Annotated in this window: 16 protein-coding genes and 1 riboswitch; of the genes, 11 read left to right on the plus strand and 5 right to left on the minus strand. The window is 31.1% G+C overall.

The features are described 5' to 3' along the window. The first annotated feature begins 15 nt into the window (after window positions 1-15). A riboswitch (cobalamin riboswitch) is annotated at window positions 16-312 on the plus strand. 76 nt (window positions 313-388) lie between these two features. Continuing rightward, entirely contained in the window at window positions 389-2,332 is a 1,944-nt protein-coding gene (locus D1816_RS01185; RefSeq protein ID WP_118500870.1) for a TonB-dependent siderophore receptor, read from the plus strand. A gap of 69 nt (window positions 2,333-2,401) precedes the next feature. Here the strand turns inward: D1816_RS01185 and D1816_RS01190 are convergent, their stop codons facing one another. Both D1816_RS01190 and D1816_RS01195 read right to left on the minus strand, forming a co-directional pair. Continuing rightward, a complete protein-coding gene (locus D1816_RS01190) occupies window positions 2,402-3,892 on the minus strand; it encodes a S41 family peptidase (protein WP_118500871.1) in 1,491 nt (496 codons plus the stop codon). Window positions 3,893-3,994: 102 nt separating this feature from the next. Continuing rightward, entirely contained in the window at window positions 3,995-5,383 is a 1,389-nt protein-coding gene (locus D1816_RS01195) for a S41 family peptidase (protein WP_118500872.1), read from the minus strand. A 133-nt stretch (window positions 5,384-5,516) separates the two neighbouring features. Here D1816_RS01195 and D1816_RS01200 point away from each other — a divergent pair, with 133 nt between their 5' ends. The 4 genes from D1816_RS01200 (at window position 5,517) to D1816_RS01215 (ending at window position 7,717) form a co-directional block, all read left to right on the plus strand. Further along, entirely contained in the window at window positions 5,517-6,026 is a 510-nt protein-coding gene (locus D1816_RS01200) for an RNA polymerase sigma factor (RefSeq protein ID WP_066311861.1), read from the plus strand. Further along, complete coding sequence (locus D1816_RS01205) at window positions 6,013-6,447, plus strand: hypothetical protein (RefSeq protein ID WP_066311857.1); 435 nt, start codon at window positions 6,013-6,015, stop codon at window positions 6,445-6,447. The genes D1816_RS01200 and D1816_RS01205 overlap by 14 nt, the downstream gene beginning before the upstream one ends. A gap of 57 nt (window positions 6,448-6,504) precedes the next feature. Further along, window positions 6,505-7,041 carry a DUF4252 domain-containing protein gene (locus D1816_RS01210; protein ID WP_118500873.1) on the plus strand — a complete coding sequence of 179 codons (537 nt, stop codon included), beginning with the start codon at window positions 6,505-6,507 and terminating at the stop codon, window positions 7,039-7,041. A gap of 139 nt (window positions 7,042-7,180) precedes the next feature. Beyond that, window positions 7,181-7,717, plus strand: coding sequence for a DUF4252 domain-containing protein (locus D1816_RS01215; protein ID WP_066311851.1), 537 nt, complete (start codon window positions 7,181-7,183; stop codon window positions 7,715-7,717). Window positions 7,718-7,797: 80 nt separating this feature from the next. Here D1816_RS01215 and purB read toward each other — a convergent pair whose 3' ends face one another. Continuing rightward, the gene (gene purB / locus D1816_RS01220; protein ID WP_118500874.1) at window positions 7,798-9,141 is read right to left on the minus strand and encodes an adenylosuccinate lyase; all 1,344 of its coding nucleotides are present in this window, start codon (window positions 9,139-9,141) and stop codon (window positions 7,798-7,800) included. A gap of 168 nt (window positions 9,142-9,309) precedes the next feature. Further along, a complete protein-coding gene (locus D1816_RS01225) occupies window positions 9,310-9,861 on the minus strand; it encodes an adenylosuccinate lyase (RefSeq protein ID WP_118500875.1) in 552 nt (183 codons plus the stop codon). A 176-nt stretch (window positions 9,862-10,037) separates the two neighbouring features. Between D1816_RS01225 and D1816_RS01230 the strand changes: the two genes are divergently transcribed. After that, window positions 10,038-10,553: a heme-binding domain-containing protein gene (locus D1816_RS01230; protein WP_066311841.1), complete on the plus strand. Its 516-nt coding sequence runs from the start codon at window positions 10,038-10,040 to the stop codon at window positions 10,551-10,553. Between the two features lie 15 nt (window positions 10,554-10,568). Here D1816_RS01230 and D1816_RS01235 read toward each other — a convergent pair whose 3' ends face one another. Then, window positions 10,569-11,246, minus strand: a complete 678-nt coding sequence (locus tag D1816_RS01235; RefSeq protein ID WP_118500876.1) for a Sir2 family NAD-dependent protein deacetylase — start codon at window positions 11,244-11,246, stop codon at window positions 10,569-10,571. Window positions 11,247-11,777: 531 nt separating this feature from the next. Between D1816_RS01235 and D1816_RS01240 the strand changes: the two genes are divergently transcribed. The 5 genes from D1816_RS01240 (at window position 11,778) to D1816_RS01255 (ending at window position 16,430) form a co-directional block, all read left to right on the plus strand. Next, window positions 11,778-12,515, plus strand: coding sequence for a LytTR family DNA-binding domain-containing protein (locus D1816_RS01240; protein WP_066311835.1), 738 nt, complete (start codon window positions 11,778-11,780; stop codon window positions 12,513-12,515). Window positions 12,516-12,932: 417 nt separating this feature from the next. Beyond that, window positions 12,933-13,292: a hypothetical protein gene (locus D1816_RS01245; protein WP_118500877.1), complete on the plus strand. Its 360-nt coding sequence runs from the start codon at window positions 12,933-12,935 to the stop codon at window positions 13,290-13,292. A gap of 37 nt (window positions 13,293-13,329) precedes the next feature. Further along, complete coding sequence (locus D1816_RS25500; protein WP_158597774.1) at window positions 13,330-13,488, plus strand: hypothetical protein; 159 nt, start codon at window positions 13,330-13,332, stop codon at window positions 13,486-13,488. Between the two features lie 103 nt (window positions 13,489-13,591). Continuing rightward, entirely contained in the window at window positions 13,592-15,652 is a 2,061-nt protein-coding gene (locus D1816_RS01250; RefSeq protein WP_118500878.1) for a sensor histidine kinase, read from the plus strand. Between the two features lie 106 nt (window positions 15,653-15,758). Next, window positions 15,759-16,430, plus strand: a complete 672-nt coding sequence (locus D1816_RS01255; RefSeq protein WP_066311829.1) for a response regulator — start codon at window positions 15,759-15,761, stop codon at window positions 16,428-16,430. Window positions 16,431-17,184: the final 754 nt, after the last annotated feature.

Here is a 17,184-nt window from a genome sequence, read left to right on the forward strand (position 1 = left end):
TCCATAAAATATAATACATTCGCGCAGAATTTTGGTTCTTAACTCTTTGAATAAGAGTTAAGATTAAAAGGGAATCAGGAAAAATATACTGTAAACACTAAACTTGAATTTTTAATTCAATACTCTTAAAACTTGTATAGTAAATTAAAAGACCTGAGCTGTTCCCGCAACTGTAAGCTTAGCCAATTATAGTATTAATTGGTGTTTGTTATAATTCTTTAAACCACTGTATGCACTAATATATGTTAGTTAAACGGGAAGGTAAATAACAAAACGCAAGCCAGGAGACCTGCCTTAATTCGATAAGTCAAACTGTCGGGATAATAGTTTGGGTATGGGTAAACTGCATACTTTTTTCCGGTTATTGTAAAAAATAAGTATTTAAGTAATGAACAAAAAGATGTTTTTTGGAGCAGCATTTTTGATGCTGGGATCTTCGTATTTAACAGGGCAAGAGGCAACGTCTGAAGAGAAGGTTAATGAACTAGAAGAAGTGGTTATTTCTGATTCTAAATTTAATCTAAAACGAGAACAAAGTGGTAAAGTAATCACTAAAATTACTTCAAAAGAATTAGAACGAAGTCAAGGAGAGTCTGTAGCTACAGTACTTACAAGAACCGCAGGAGTATTTATTAATGGTAGCGGAGGTGCTGCCGGACAGAACTTAGGGGTTTATGTTCGAGGAGGAAGAAATCGTCAAGTTGTAATAAGAGTAGATGGCGTGACGGTTAGTGATCCTTCATCTTCTGCTGGAGATTTTGATTTAAGATTATTATCTGTAAATCAAATCAAAGAAATAGAAATCCTAAAAGGTGCATCCAGTACCCTTTATGGATCAGGAGCAGCGAGTGCAGTAATTAATATTACTACAAAAGGAGAGAGTAAAGAAAAGATTGCTGCAAGCTTTCAATCTACAATAGGGACTAATCAATCTCAAGATGATCAAGATTATGATATTAATGAGTTTGTTAATCTAGCTTCTATTAATGGAACTTTAGGAAAAGTAAGTTACTTAACTAGTTTTAGTAATCAATTTGCAGATGGATTGTCTACTGCAGAGGCAGAAGGAGCAGAGACCGATGCTTTTTCAAAATTTAATGTGTATGCAAAAGTTGGATATCAATGGAATACCAATTTCAAATTTCATTTTTTTGGAAACTTAGATCAATATACCAATGAATTTGATGCAGGAGCAGGCTTAGATGGAGATAATGAATTTGAGAGTAAACAATTAAGAGCAGGTTCTTTTTGGGAAATTAAATATCCTAATGGTAGTGTTACTTTTACAAATAGTATAGCAAAATTAGAAAGAGATCTTACACAATCAAGTTTTCCTTCAAAATATGAAGCAGATGTATTTACATTTGATATTTATAACAAATACAAAATTGATAATACATTTTATACGGTTATAGGGGCAAATGGTTCATATAGCGACTTTAATTTATTAAGTATTCCTTTCGGTACTTCAGATCTAGTTGAAACGATAAGTGATGATAATGCAGAGTTTGATATTATTGATCCTTATGCAAATTTTGTTTATGCATCTGATTTTGGACTAAATGTAAATGCAGGAGCTAGACTTAATATCCATAGTGTATATGGTAGTCAATTAGTGTATAATCTTAATCCATCTTATGTACATACATTTGGAAGTAATTATATCAAAGGATTGGCTTCATATAGTTCTGCTTATATAACGCCTTCTTTGTTTCAATTATATGATACAGCATTTGGTAGCGGGAATGTAGACCTTGAGCCTGAAGAAAGCAGAACGTTAGAAGTAGGAGTAGAACTATCTCATGCAAAAAGAGCATTGGTAAGTCTTGTGTATTTTAATCGTACTTCGGAGAATTTTATCACTTTTGACCCAAATACATTTGTAAATTTAAACTCAGTCAATGATATAAAGGTAGATGGTGTAGAATTAGAATTATCAGCTACAGTTTTAGATGACAAGTTGTTTATAAAGAGTAATTATACCTATACAAATATTGGTAAGTTAGATGATAACATTAGAATTCCTGAGCATATGGTTAATGCAAATATAGGGTACCAATTAAACGACAAGACCTATACCTCTTTAAATTACCAATACAATACCGAGCGATCAGATAATGATTTTTCTAACCCAGACCCTATTACTTTTGCCCCAGCACAAGTGACTCTGGATAATTTCGGATTATTAGATTTTTATATTAATCATAAATTGATGGATAATTTAACCGTATTTGCGGCATTGAATAATATAACGAATGAAGAATATCAAGAAGTTTTTGGATTTAGTACAAGAGGAAGAAATGCAAAATTAGGATTTAATCTTACTTTTTAACGATAAGAATTAAGTATAAAAAAAGTCCTGAGTTTTGCTCAGGACTTTTTTGTATTTAAAAATTGAAGTTTATTCTTTCTCTTCAAAAGTAGAGAAAGGAATATTGTCAATATACATTTTTTGATATGCTGGAGATAATGATTGTGTCTCCCAATTAAGCATTTTAAGCGGATCAGCACTTTTGTTTAATGCAGCAGCAGGTATTGTACCATCTACAATAAAATCCAAAGCAGCTTTTAATAATGGCTCTTCAACTTCTCCAAGAGTTCCTAAATTAAGAACCCTCTCTGTGAAAGGTACATCGGGTGTTAGTCCATTCACAAAATCAGAAACATCATTTGCATTTGCCGATTTTAATATTAGTGGTTGGATAGCATAGGTATGTGCTGTACTTACACCATCTTTACTCAAAAGACTAGGAGAATCATAAAGTGTAACTGAAGCTTGAAATTTACCTGTCGTAGTATCTCCAATCTGTACAACATCAATATAAGGTTCAAGGCCATTAATTACTAATTCACTAGCAGATGCGGTACCATCGGCTGTTAGTACATGTAATTTTGTTAGACCTAAACTATTTATGGGAGTGTCACTTAATGTTTTGTCGACAAATCTATTAATAAGATCTTCAGGATCACCAGCCTCAAATTGAGCTTGTAATTCAGAGTTAAAGATTCGCTTAGAAAAGACTTTATCAGCAAACTGTCCAGTAACTAAACTTGATAAAAGTACTGCACTAGATACTCGTCCACCTCCATTATATCTAAGATCAAGAATTAAGTCTGTAATACCATCTGCTTTAAATTGCGCAAATGCAGTATTAAGTTGCTCATCAAAATTAGCTACAAATGAATTATACATCATATAGCCAATTTTTTGACCCTTATAATCTAAGGTTTTAGATATTAATATTGGGTTTTCTGTATATTCTACTTTATTTAAATCAACAGTTGTTCCTGTAGGAACAAAGTTTGTTCCATTAAAAGTTGCTAAACTTAGATTATATGAATCTTTTCCGAAAGCGGCATTAAAATCTGTACTTCTAGTCATTTTAACACCGTCAATAGCATTAAAAATATCCCCTCTTTTAAGGCCTTTAGCTTCAGCATCGGTTCCTGGTAGAACATAACGTACAAAACCAATTACATCATCAGAAGTATCTGAAACGAGACTTAACCTAAAATTTAGTCCATTACTTTTAGAGACACCACTAAACGATTGCTCAAGAGCTATATAATCATCTACTATAAAACTAAACCTATCTCGTGGGTTTGTAGATTTCAAACCTTCATACACTTCTTCGGGTGAAGAAAATGTACTTAAGAATTGAAACAATTCTTGATCTGTAGTAAACCTATTATTAGCCAAATCATTTACACTTTCTTTATATAGATAATAAGCATTCATACCACGCCATATAAAAGCGTCTAATCCTTGATCTGGGTTATTTATTTCTTGTTCATTACCACCTCCTGGGGTGCTGTCATCATCACTAGAACAAGAGACGAGAAATAAAAATGTGAATACTAGTACTGCGGCTCTAAATATTTCCTTTTTCATTGAGTTATGTTAAAATGTGTTACTTTTTTAAGCTAAAATACTCTTTTTTTGAGTATTCTTAGAATTTTAAGAACTACAACAATAATTATACCAGTATAATACTTATTTGTACATAAGTTCGTAATCAGGGTTTAACATATTACTATTACCCAAACTTTCTAGTTGCTCTGTGAAATACGCTTTTGCATTTCTGGTACCAGAAATATTATCTATTGCGGCTTTTAAAAGAGGTTCGTTAGGATCGCCAAGAATGCCTAGATTAGAAAAATCTTCTGCAATTTCTATTTCAGGTGTAAACCCGCTGAAGTAATCTGTGAAACCTACAGAATTAATAGACCTAAGTACCAATGGTTGCATCGCATACCTATGCCCAATATTTGCTCCTAATCGCCTAAAATTTGGAGAATCATATATAGTTATTGAAGCTTGAAATTTTCCTCTAGAAGTTGATCCTACTTGGATAACATTGATATAAGGGTCTAATCCATTTATAACAAGTTCACTAGCAGAGGCAGAACCCCTAGTGGTCAAAATATATACCCTAGATAACCCTAAACTGCTAATATCCTCACCATTTCTAATTCGATTATCAAAAAGATTGGTACTTCCACGTTCACCATTTAAGTCTGCGTTCCACTCTTCTGTAGAAAAAACTTGACCATTAAACTGTCCTGTAATCATACTTGATAAATCAATAGCAGAAGTTACAGAACCCCCACCATTATATCTTAGGTCTAAGATTAAATCTGTTACATTATCTGCTTTGAGTTGTGTAAAAGCAGCATTCAATTGAGAATCAAAATCGGCTGTAAAGCCGTTATACATTAAATACCCTACAGGGTTGCCACCAACATCAATAGTTTTTGTAATAAAAACAGGGTTTTCGGTATACTGCACTTTTGTAAGAGAGATTGTATTGGTAGTTGGTGTGACTGTAGTGCCATCAAAAGTAGCTAATCCAATTGTATAGTTATCAGGAGCTATTAGTTGTCTAAAGTTTTGTCGAGTGATCTGTGTACCATCAATAGTATTAAAAACATCTCCTCTTTTGACTCCTTTATCCTCTGCATCAGTATTAGGAAGAACATAACGCACATATCCAAAAACATTAGTATCATCATTTGGATAGCCCACTAGACCAAATTCCATTCCGTTATTTCGCGTAATTCCATCAAAAGATTGTTCTAGAGCAATATAATCACTTACTAAAAAACTAAATTCATCTACATCAGATTGCAATGCATCAAAAATAGCTTCAGGCGAATTAAACCCATCTAAGAATGTAGTGAAAGCTTGATCAGAAGAAAAACGATTATTTGCTAAATCAGGAACATCGGCTTTGTATAAATAAAAATTATTCATACCTCTCCATATAAAACTATTAATTTCGGTAGTGCTTGATATTCTTAGTACATCATCATTATCATTAAAGCATCCAGAAAGGAAACTACTACACAGAAACAATATTGTAAAGGACTTGAGGTATTTCATAATGACTTCTCTTAACTATATAGCGCTAAAAGTAACTACTTTATTATTATTTTAAAAAAGATTGTAACAAATTATATGTATAGTCGTCTCCCTAGTATAAAGCTGACAAAGTTTTAATGCAACCAACCAAAAAATGAAAGAAAGAGTATTTATAACATTAACTAATGGATTTAAGGACAAACTATTTAGGTTGGCTAAGCGTTTATTGGTTAGTAATGAAGAGGCTGAAGATGCAACACAAGAAGTATTGCTAAAGCTATGGAAAAATAAAAAGAAGATAGAAGAGTATAAGAATGTAGAAGCCTTTGCTATGACGATGACTAAAAATTACTGTTATGATAAGCTTAAAGCAAAAGAAACTGGAAATCTAAAAATTGTACATAGTAATTATAAGGATGAAAGACCTTCGTTACAAAGACAAGTAGAAGCTAAGGATAGTTTAGATTGGGTTGGTAAAATTATGAATGATCTGCCAGAACAACAACGAATGATTATCCAGCTTAGAGATATAGAACAATATGATAATGCCGAGATTGCAGATATGCTTGGCCTAAATGAAACAGCCGTTCGAGTAGCATTATCAAGAGGAAGAAAAAAAATTAGAGAAGAATTATTAAAAAAACACAATTATGGAGTTGTCTAACATAGAAAAATTACTCGAAAAGTATTTTGAGGGTGAAACGACCATTTCTGAAGAAAAAGAATTAAAGGTTTATTTTACCAGAGAAACTGTGCCGTCACACCTCGAGAGATATAGAGATTTGTTTCAGTATTTTTCTGAAGAAAGCACCATAACTGCTACTAGGGATCTAAAACTAAAAACTCGTAACAGACCTAAGTTTGCTTGGGTTGGCATGGCGGCATCTATCGCTTTGATTACAGGCTTGTTTTTAACAAGAACTAATCCGCCTCCTGAAAAAGTAGATACGTTTGAAGATCCAGAAATAGCATTGCAGGAAACCAAAAAGATCCTCAGTATGGTTTCTCAATATATGAATGAGGGTAAGCAGGGGTTAGTGTACCTGAAGGAATTTGAAAACACTAAAAGTAAATTTATAAAATAGAAACACAAACACAAACAACGATCTCGATTAACTTCGAGGTAATTTAAATTAAGAAATATGAAAAAGTTAGCAATTATTTTAGTACTGGCTGTATTACCATATGTGTCTAATGCACAAAGTTATTTTGATAAATATGAAAACATGAGTGACGTTACCTCTATGGTGATCACCAACAAAATGTTTAAACTATTAAGTAAAATTGATTTCGAAAGTTCTGATAAAGAAACTCAAGAATATCTAAACTTGGTAGAAAATATTAATAATATTAAAGTATTTATCACAGATAATAAAGAGATAAGTCAGAAAATGCAAGGAGACGTAGGAAACTACTTAAAAAGTTCTTCTTTAGACGAATTGATGCGTGTTAAAAGTGATGATGGCGAAAATATAAAATTTTATATAAAGCCAGGTAGTACCGATGACTATGTAAGTGAGTTATTTATGTATCTAGAAGGAAATGATAAAAAAGATGGTCCAGAATCTATCATATTAACCATAACAGGAAAAATAGATCTTAGACAAGTATCAAAATTGGCAGATGATCTTAATATCCCAGGTGGAAAAGAATTAAAGAAGGTTAAAAAAGGAAATTAATCACTAGTATTTAAAAAACTACTATCATTTTAAACGAAGTCATTACTAACCGGCTTCGTTTAAAGTAGTAGTAGATTATAGTAACATCAATCAAAAACGATCAACCAGCCTTATCTAATTAAGGCAAAAAACCAAAAGAATGAAAAATGTATTTAAAACTTTAGGACTTGTAGGTTTATTAGCTTTTGCAAGTTGTAATAGCGATCAAACATTACAAGAATATTTTGTTAATCATCAAGACGATAATGATTTTATAGCAGTAGATGTTCCTACAAGCCTATTAGATAAAGATGAGATAGAACTAAGTGCAGATGAAAAGGAGACGTTAGAAAGTATTAAGAAAGTAAATTTTTTAGCATTGAAACTTAATGACGATTTAAGAGGTAAGTTTGATAAAGAAACTGCTGCTATTGGTAAAATATTAAGCTCAGACAAGTATGAGACGTTAATGAAATTTGGTTCTAACGGGACTAAAGTAGAATTAAAGTTTCAAGGAGACGAAGATAAAATTGATGAGGTAATCGTATTTGCTAACGATCAGGAAAAAGGACTAGCACTAATACGAGTTTTAGGAGATAATATGAAACCTGCAAATATTGCAAAACTAGCAAAGTCTATGGAAAAAATGGATCTAAGTGCTTTTAAGCAAATTGCAGAAACTATAGATATAGATTAAATAGATGGTTATAGTTAAACATAAAAAAGCCTCTACTAAATTTTAGTAGAGGCTTTTTTAATGTTTTTATGTCTCACAGATTAAATCCCTGTATAATTAGAAGGATTTATCTGTTTTAGTTCTGCTTTGATCTCGTTAGAAACCTCTAAAGTTTCTATAAAATCAGCGATAGATTTCTCGTTAATAGCTTCATTGGTTCTGGTTAACCCTTTTAATGCTTCATAAGGGTTAGGGTAGGCTTCTCTCCTTAAAATAGTTTGTATTGCTTCGGCAACTACCGCCCAATTATTTTCTAAATCTTGTGCAAACTTGCTTTCGTTTAATAACAATTTGTTTAAGCCTTTTAATGTAGCTTGAAATGCAATGATAGTATGTCCAAAAGGTACTCCAACATTTCTAAGTACAGTACTGTCTGTTAAATCACGCTGCAATCTACTTACAGGTAGTTTGGCAGCAAGGTGCTCAAAAATAGCATTTGCAATACCTATATTACCTTCACTATTTTCAAAATCAATAGGATTCACTTTATGCGGCATTGCCGATGAACCTACTTCGCCTTTTTTAATTTTCTGCTTAAAATAATCCATAGATACATACGTCCAAATATCACGATCTAGATCAAGTATGATGGTGTTAATGCGCTTTAAGCCATCAAATAAGGCAGCCATATGATCATAGTGCTCAATCTGTGTAGTAGGAAAAGAGTGATGTAAACCTAATTTTTCTTGAACAAAACGAGTTCCAAAAGCTTTCCAATCGATATTTGGATATGCAACTTTATGTGCATTGTAGTTTCCTGTTGCACCACCAAATTTTGCAGCGCTAGGGATATCATTTAATAAATCAAATTGTGCTTCTAGTCTGGTAACATATACTTGTATCTCTTTACCTAATCTAGTTGGAGAAGCTGGTTGACCATGTGTACGGGCAAGCATTGGGATATTAGACCATTCTTTGACCAGAGTGGTTAATTTATCTTTTAATTCTAAATATTGTGGAATGTAAACATCACCTATAGCTTCTTTAATACTTAAAGGTATAGCAGTGTTGTTAATATCCTGAGAGGTTAGACCAAAATGAATAAACTCTTTATATGCTTGCAACCCTAAAAGGTCAAACTTTTCTTTGATAAAATATTCAACAGCTTTTACATCGTGATTGGTTACTTTTTCAATATCTTTTATAGCCTGAGCGTCATTTGTAGAAAAATCTGAATAGATGGCTCTTAATTTTTCAAAAACAGCATTGTCAACACCTTGCAGTTGGGGTAATGGCAATTCGCAAAGCGCAATAAAATATTCGATTTCTACTAAAACACGATACTTGATTAAAGCTTCTTCGCTAAAATATGCACTTAAAGATTGAGTTTTTGATGCATAGCGTCCATCAATTGGTGAGATGGCTTGCAAAGGAAATGATGACATAATTTTTTGTTTTTTTGAAAGGGGCAAAGATAATTTAATTAATTACCAATTACGAAGGACTCGTAATGATTTTTTGATGAAATTAGATGCCTATGTCTTGAATATGAATCAAGTCAATAAAATTAATCTAGAAGATAAAAGAACTCATTAAATCTAATATAGTCAAAACTACAACTTTTTTAAAATCATTCTTGATCGTGCTTTATAAGCGGCACTGCCTTCATTGTAGTTATTTTCTAAAGTAACTTTAAGCTCAGGATGTACCCAATCAAATTCTGTACCTAGCAAATACAGTGATGTTATAGAATATGCTTTGGGAGCTACTTTCTGATCTGTGATTAACCAATCAAAACAAATTTCAGTAATGTTTTCTCTATGTTGCCGAGATAATGCTTTTCTAACCGCTATTGATTTGTCTTTATAATATGCAATACATAAATATTCGAATATTTTGGCCATTGGGCGTACTGCAGGATGTTGATATACCGATGGTACAATGGTAATAAGTTTATCTAGGTAGGGTAGAATAACGTTTAAATTCTTTTTTGATAAAAATTCTAAACCCCAAGATGCTCTGCACGAGATTTCATGATTGACTTCTGCACAAATCTCTAAAAGTTCAGGTAGTAATTCTGGAGAATCAAGAATTAAATTTGCAAAGTAATTTCTTTTTTCACGAGAATGATTAACGGTATCCAGTACATCTTTTAATACGATCATTATAATTTGATAGTTGTTCAAATCAAAATTAGAAAATAATATTTAAGTGTTAAAATCGTTATCACTTGTATAACACACAATTATCTAAATTGATTTTTGTTATGAATGAATCTTAATGTTTTGTTTCAATTCAAAGAAAAAAAATAAGAGATGTTCATTACTAAAGGGAATACGTCATGTTTAAAAATTTACTTTTTTTATTAGTATTAGTACTGGTTATTTCACAATTTTTAAGACCAGATAAAAATGAATCCAGTTATTTAAGTATTACTAATTTTGAAGAAAGTGTGGGGGTTACAGGTGAGGTTAAAACAATTTTAGAAAATAATTGTTATGATTGTCACAGTACATTTACCAGATATCCTTGGTATATGCAAGTAAGTCCTATCTCGCATTGGATGGCCTATCAAATTGAAGAAGGTAAAGAACATTTTAATATCTCTGATTGGGAATCATATACTATAAAACAAAAAGATCACAAACTAGAAGAGTTTATAGAAGAGCTGGAGAAAAAAGAAATGCCACTTAAACCATATACATGGGTACATGGGGAACTCTCTTCATCAGACTCAGAAGTATTGATCAATTGGGCTAAAAAGACTAGAGAAAAATTAACAGATACGATAACTCCCAAAATTACAGATACCCTCGCACAAGAATCTTTACAACTAAATAAAGATACGATACAGTAATATTACAAATTTGGATTACTTCATTAATTCAGTTACCACTTTTTGTACTCCGGTTGTTGCTTTTTCTGACAAAACAGTCAGGCGTTCGTTTGCAGATATAGAGGGTTTGGGATCTATAAAGTAGATAGGTGTGTTGTTGGGTGCATATTGAACCAGTCCTGCAGCAGGGTATACTTGCATAGACGTCCCAATGATCATAATAAAATCAGCTTGTTCTGTTATTGCAATAGCCTTATCCATCATAGGTACATCTTCGCCAAACCATACAATATGAGGTCTTAATTGTGAATTGTGTTCACAAAGATCTCCTGTGTTTAAATCTTCTTTCCAATCTAAAACAAGTTGCTCGTCAAATTGACTACGTACTTTAAGTAGTTCACCATGAAGATGAATAATTGAAGAACTTCCTGCTCTTTCATGAAGATCATCTACATTTTGTGTAATAATAGTGACATCATATTGTTGTTCGAGAGTAACAAGATCAAAATGTGCTTTATTAGGAACCACGGTTTGTAGTTGTCTTCGTCTTTTGTTATAAAAATCTAATACTAAATCTTGATCATTTCTCCAACCAATAGGAGAAGCTACCTCCATAATGTCATGACCTTCCCAAAGCCCATTTGCGTCTCTAAAAGTGTTGATGCCGCTTTCGGCACTTATTCCTGCTCCAGTAAGTACTACAATCTTTTTCATAAGGTAAAATTAAGGCAAAACAGAGTCTCTTCACAAGATTTGCTACAAATATATTTTAAGACTTTAATGCTAAATAGTATTAATAAGATGGTGTTTTTTAGTTTTTGGTAATCATTTAAGATGTATTATTCACGCATTTAGTAGTGCAAAGACTTAAACTTTTATTAAAATTTTAAAAAATAGTGGTTGAGGGGTGTCTTATTTAATGAAATTTTAATAGTTGTTTAATAAGTCAAGGTGGATTTTAAACTACTTTTGGCCGGTTTTTGGTAATATAATTATGGGTTCTGTAATTTTTCTATAAAAACATATACTATAATTCTGCTTTTGTCGTTTAAGGATGGCTGTATTTTTGTTTCGATTAAATGTAGCTATTGATCGATAAAGAACAGTCTGTGAAGCCTTGCTATCAAAGGCTCTCCATAAAAATGTTACGGTAAAACCGTATTTAAAAAAGAGTTAAAAATCCTATCTTGTAAGAACAATAATTTGATGTTCATTAACCGACACTAATATTTTAATTTTTACCCTATGAAATATCCTTATGTAATTATTGACAATGATCAAAAGATTGCAGATTCCATTCAAATAGCATTAGATGAACAGACAGATTATATTTGTACGGGAATTGCAAAGGATGAGCAAGAAGCATTAGATCTTATTTTAGAAAGAAAGCCAAGATTAGTGTTTTTAGAACCAGAAGTTCCAGGAACACATTGTGCTAAAACACAATACACGTTAATGACCGAATTAACAAAGTATATGACACAACTGCCAGAGTTTATTGTGATCACTAAAACATCAGATTATGCTATAGAAGGGATACGCAATAGAATTTTAGATTATATACTAAAACCAATGAGCAAAAGCCAGATAAACCGAACGTTGTTAAGGTTTGAGAAGGATTTTGATAAGGTAGAAGATAATACATTATGCTTTAAATCCTATGGGGATTATAGGTTTGTAGATGTAGAAGAGATATTATATTTAAAAGCAGATAATAATACTACAGATTTTATTATGAGTAACGGCAATAAGGTAGAAGCATTCAAAACCTTAAAGCATTTTCAAAATTTATTGCCAGATCATTTTGTAAGAATTCATAACAGTTATATTATAAATACCAACTATGTTTCTAGGATTCATTTTGGTAAAGCAAAATGTGCAATCAAGAACACAGACGATATGATTCCGTTTTCAAAATCATATAAGACTAATGTAGAAGAAATTAAAGATGCGCTATCTAAAAAAAGTTTGATACATATATAGTTTAACAAAGTATTATTTAAAAATTAACCGATAGATAACGTTATCTATCGGTTTTTTTTATTAAGCCTGTCATACTGTCTTCGAAGTCAGAAAAGACACTTTTTTCCTACAATAAAAAACCTGTATTTTTAAAATACGTCCAACCACCCGTATAATCGATCCAACCACACTTAATTGGGGGTCAATTACTAAACACACCTTAATATATTGGGCGCGCGCGAGGTTTAGGTCTACATTTGTAGTGTACAAACAGAGAAACACACTATCAAAATTGCATAATGAGTCTCTAGTACAAATTTTCGCAAGCGCAGCGAAAAACCCCAAAGTAAAAGTAAAAGTTAAACTAAATAAACAAACAATTACCCCAACTTAAGACAATAGTCTTAAGGAGTAAACAAACTAATAAAAGAAACAGTTATGAAAACTATAAAGACATTATTCGCAATAGTAATATTAAGTACATTTTTTATCGCTTGTGAGGCGGATGCAACAAATGATGAGATAGGAATTGAGGATTTAGATATTCTCTCAAATGAAGACGAAGAAGGAAATGGGGTTGAGCCACCGAACGTTATAAAAAACAATAATAACTCTGCAGTTGAAGATGAGGAAGGAAATGGAGTTGAGCCTCCAAGTGCTGTGAAAAATAATAATAAGTTCTCAACAGAAGATGAAGAAGGTAATGGAGTTGAGCCGCCTAGTACTGTAAATAATAAGTTCTCAACAGAAGATGAAGAAGGTAATGGAGTTGAGCCACCATCAGGAAAGAAGAAATAATAAGAAGATACGATATAAAATTTAAAATTTAAAATATATGAAAACTGTAAAAGCATTATTTGTTATATTGGTTTTAACTACAATTTTTTTGGGATGTGAAGCGGATGAGTTGAATGATGAAACGGCAATTGAAATAGAAGACGTAATGGGTGAAGATGAGGAAGGAAATGGAGTGGAACCACCTTCACCAAGATAGATTATATTGTCAAAAGACAAGATTAATAATTTTTGAAAAAAGTTCTAATATAATTAGAGCTTTTTTATTTTGTATAAAATGATTATTTTAGAATAAAAAATAGATGATTAGAGTCTTGCTTAAACAAGTTCCATTATTATTATTATTATTATTATTTATTGGTTGTACTAATTCAGGTAAAACAATAGAAGATAAGGAAGTGAAGTTAAATTTAATTCGTTCTTATATTGAAAATGCCAAAAATTCACAGAACTCTATCCAAGAAAGAAAAAACAATTTGGAGAAAGCTTATAATATTTGCTCTACACTTCAAGACAATTCTTTTAAGGTAGAATATATTCAAGAAGTTTCATTTGCATATTATAAATTAGGTGATAATGATAACTATAGGAGTATGAATGAAAAGGCGTTGAAATTATCAACCTCAATAAATGATTCAATAAATATGGCTGAATCTTTTGCGTATATTGGTATTTATTACAAAAGACGTTCACAACTTGACATAAATATTGCTTATAAAAATTTCTATGAGGCTGAAAAAATATATTCTTCTTTGAGTGAACGCAAGCATCTTCCAGAAAATTATGCATTTGATAGAGGTAAAGTTTTGATTGATCTAGCTTTAATACAAAGAAAAATTAAAAATTATAGTGAAAGTGAATCATTGACAATTAAAGCAATTGAAAATTTTGTTTTGGCAGATAATAATCAATATTTACCACTTTGTTATACAAATCTAGGGATTTTATCAAAGTATCTAGAACGTTATGAAATAGCTATTGATTATCATTTTAAAGCTATAGAATATGCTAAGGGAACGGCGGAAGAAATTCCTAGAACACTAACTTCATATAATAATATTGGTACTATATATAAATCTCAAAAAAACTATGTTAAGGCAAAAGAATATTATAATAAAGCACTTTTGTATGAAGATTTTTTGATTCAATCACCAAGACGAAAAGCTAGACTAATAGATAATTTAGCATATGTGAATTTTTTATCTAATGATTTAGATGAAATCCCTAATTTATTTTTTAAAGCATTAAAAATTAGGGATAGTATAAATGATAAATTTGGTATTGCAACAAATACTTTGCATTTAGCGGAATATTATCATTTTTTAAATAATGATAGTGTTTCTAGAATTTATGCAGAACGTTCAAGAGATGTCTCATTGGAATTGCAAAATAATAATGAAGAATTGTTAAAATCATATCAATTACTATCTAAGGTTACTAATAGTGTTGAAGGTTTAGAATATGCGAATCGATATATAAAGTTAAATGATAGTCTTGTGAAAGAAGAACGATTAGTTCGAGATAAATTTGCTAGAGTAAAATTCGAAACAGATGAAATTGCGGAGGCGAACCAACAAATCAGTAAAGAAAATCAAATCCTGATTATTGCCATATTAGGATTAACGGCTTTGTTTTTATTGGGATATATCATATTTAGACAACAACAAAGCAATAAAGAACTATTGTTTGCCCAAACACAACAAGAAGCAAATCAAGAAATTTATCGATTACTACTTAATCAACAAATAAAATTAGAAGAGGGTAGGCAGTTAGAGCAACAGCGTATGTCTGAGGAGTTGCATGATGGGGTATTGGGCCGATTATTTGGAGTACGGTTAAGTCTAGATGGTATTAATCAACGTGCCAATGACGGTTTTACAGAAGCCAGAAATAAATATATAGACGAACTTAAATCTATAGAAAAAGAAATACGACTAATCTCTCATGATCTAGGGGCAGAAACTTTGCCGTCTGATGTGGCATATATTGATGCCGTCGAAGATTTGATCAAAGACCTTTGTGCAATACATAAGATTGATTTTGAGTTTAATAACGATGAAGATATCGATTGGGAAGAAATCGACGATCAGAAAAAAGTAAACTTTTTTAGAATTTTACAAGAATCAATGCAGAATATTTTTAAGCATGCCAATGCAGAAAATATAAAAATTGATTTCGATTATTTAGAAGATAAAATAAATCTTACTATCTTGGATGATGGAATCGGATTTAAAAGTACTAAGGTTAAAAAAGGGATTGGTTTAAAAAATATTACATCAAGAGTCAGTCAGATGAGCGGTGTGGTGCAGTTTTTGAGTGAAAAAGACGAGGGTACTAAAGTAGCCGTAAGTGTACCAGTTTAAACTAACAATCTAATTATAATAGTAGGATCATACTATTTTTCTTTTGTAAAAGTTATATACGTTGAGTCTACTGTTTTTTTTAGGTAAAAAAACAACAAATTTTAAAATGAAGAAAAAGCTAAAAGTTCTTATGATTGATGATCATCCAATGATTATCGAAGGGTATAAGAATACCTTATTAGGTGAAAACCAAAATGAATATCAAATCAAGATAGACATTGCCTCTAACTGTGATGATGCCTATGCAAACATTGTCAAATCTTCAGAAACGATTCCTTATGATATGCTTTTTGTGGATATCAAATTGCCACCATCTTCTGATGGTACAATAACTTCTGGAGAAGATTTAGCAAAGCATGCAAAAGAACTGCTACCTAAATCAAAAGTGATCATTTTAACCATGCATAGAGAAGATCACAGAATACATAATATTCTTAAAAATATTAATCCTGCAGGTTTTTTAATTAAGAGTGATCTTACATCTAGTGAATTGCTATTGGCTTTTAATAACATTGTAAAAGGTAAAGCGTATTATAGTGCAACGGTTAATGACCACTTCAGAAAAATGATGACAAATAAGTTTTCATTAGATGAAAAAAATCTGAAGATTTTATATCACTTATCACGTGGTGTTAAAACTAAAAACTTACCAAATTATGTAAGTCTTTCATTAAGTGCTATAGAGAAAAGGAAGAATCAAATTAAAGAAATGTTCTCTATTGCAAAGGCAGATGATCAACAGCTTTTAGAAGAGGCAAGAAAACGTGGTTTTATATAATTTATACATTTTAATTATATAAAATTGTACAAAACAAAAGAGAGGCTATCATATGATAGCCTCTCTTTTGTTTGTAACATATTATTTAGATTTTAGTAGATATTGGTCTATAATCATTGTTTAATTTCTAAATACGATACGTTATAGTATAAAAATATGGTTATAACTTATAAATATTGAGGTTATGCCATGTTGTTAATTGAAGTATTATGTATAAATTTATAATGTTAACAAAAACATAATAGATTAGCGATACCCACTAATTGTTATTGTTACACAAAATTAAACACGATATTTTAGTGTTGTTATACATTATGTAGAAGCGGTTTAATTTTTAGATGTTGATCATTTTGATTTAAGTAGGTAGATCGTCAAAATCTGATTGTAATACTCTCGCGCCCTAGGAGATTATAATTGTAGTAACTTAAATTATTGAAAAACACATTGTTTATGAGCAAATATACGCTAGTATTTTCTGTGGAAAGGTTATTGTCGTTCATATCTTTTTCCACCTCTTATCTGGATAGTCGTAATTCGGATTTTTTACAATCTTTTTTTGTGTTACTATATAATAATACCATTCGAGTAAAATCAAATTAGGAGTAGGTTGTACCTGCTTTTGAAAATATAAGTTCACATTTTTTTAATTAAATATAAATTATATAATGAAAAATTAAAATCTAAAAGAATTACCTCATTGCCAATAAGGCATTCTCTTTAATCTAAAAAAAACAATCTCATAATTGTGAAATTT

The sequence above is a fragment of the Aquimarina sp. AD10 genome, from assembly GCF_003443715.1.
Lineage (GTDB): Bacteria > Bacteroidota > Bacteroidia > Flavobacteriales > Flavobacteriaceae > Aquimarina > Aquimarina aggregata.

What these genes read in the sequence shown, in the direction of transcription:
- D1816_RS01195 (WP_118500872.1), bottom strand. Translation starts at nt 5,383, where the DNA reads ATGAAATACCTCAAGTCCTTTACAATATTGTTTCTGTGTAGTAGTTTC.
- D1816_RS01210 (WP_118500873.1), top strand. Translation starts at nt 6,505, where the DNA reads ATGAAAAAGTTAGCAATTATTTTAGTACTGGCTGTATTACCATATGTG.
- D1816_RS25500 (WP_158597774.1), top strand. Translation starts at nt 13,330, where the DNA reads ATGAAAACTGTAAAAGCATTATTTGTTATATTGGTTTTAACTACAATT.
- purB (WP_118500874.1), bottom strand. Translation starts at nt 9,141, where the DNA reads ATGTCATCATTTCCTTTGCAAGCCATCTCACCAATTGATGGACGCTAT.
- D1816_RS01245 (WP_118500877.1), top strand. Translation starts at nt 12,933, where the DNA reads ATGAAAACTATAAAGACATTATTCGCAATAGTAATATTAAGTACATTT.
- D1816_RS01205 (WP_066311857.1), top strand. Translation starts at nt 6,013, where the DNA reads ATGGAGTTGTCTAACATAGAAAAATTACTCGAAAAGTATTTTGAGGGT.
- D1816_RS01255 (WP_066311829.1), top strand. Translation starts at nt 15,759, where the DNA reads ATGAAGAAAAAGCTAAAAGTTCTTATGATTGATGATCATCCAATGATT.
- D1816_RS01190 (WP_118500871.1), bottom strand. Translation starts at nt 3,892, where the DNA reads ATGAAAAAGGAAATATTTAGAGCCGCAGTACTAGTATTCACATTTTTA.
- D1816_RS01230 (WP_066311841.1), top strand. Translation starts at nt 10,038, where the DNA reads ATGTTTAAAAATTTACTTTTTTTATTAGTATTAGTACTGGTTATTTCA.
- D1816_RS01240 (WP_066311835.1), top strand. Translation starts at nt 11,778, where the DNA reads ATGAAATATCCTTATGTAATTATTGACAATGATCAAAAGATTGCAGAT.
- D1816_RS01235 (WP_118500876.1), bottom strand. Translation starts at nt 11,246, where the DNA reads ATGAAAAAGATTGTAGTACTTACTGGAGCAGGAATAAGTGCCGAAAGC.
- D1816_RS01225 (WP_118500875.1), bottom strand. Translation starts at nt 9,861, where the DNA reads ATGATCGTATTAAAAGATGTACTGGATACCGTTAATCATTCTCGTGAA.
- D1816_RS01250 (WP_118500878.1), top strand. Translation starts at nt 13,592, where the DNA reads ATGATTAGAGTCTTGCTTAAACAAGTTCCATTATTATTATTATTATTA.
- D1816_RS01215 (WP_066311851.1), top strand. Translation starts at nt 7,181, where the DNA reads ATGAAAAATGTATTTAAAACTTTAGGACTTGTAGGTTTATTAGCTTTT.
- D1816_RS01200 (WP_066311861.1), top strand. Translation starts at nt 5,517, where the DNA reads ATGAAAGAAAGAGTATTTATAACATTAACTAATGGATTTAAGGACAAA.
- D1816_RS01185 (WP_118500870.1), top strand. Translation starts at nt 389, where the DNA reads ATGAACAAAAAGATGTTTTTTGGAGCAGCATTTTTGATGCTGGGATCT.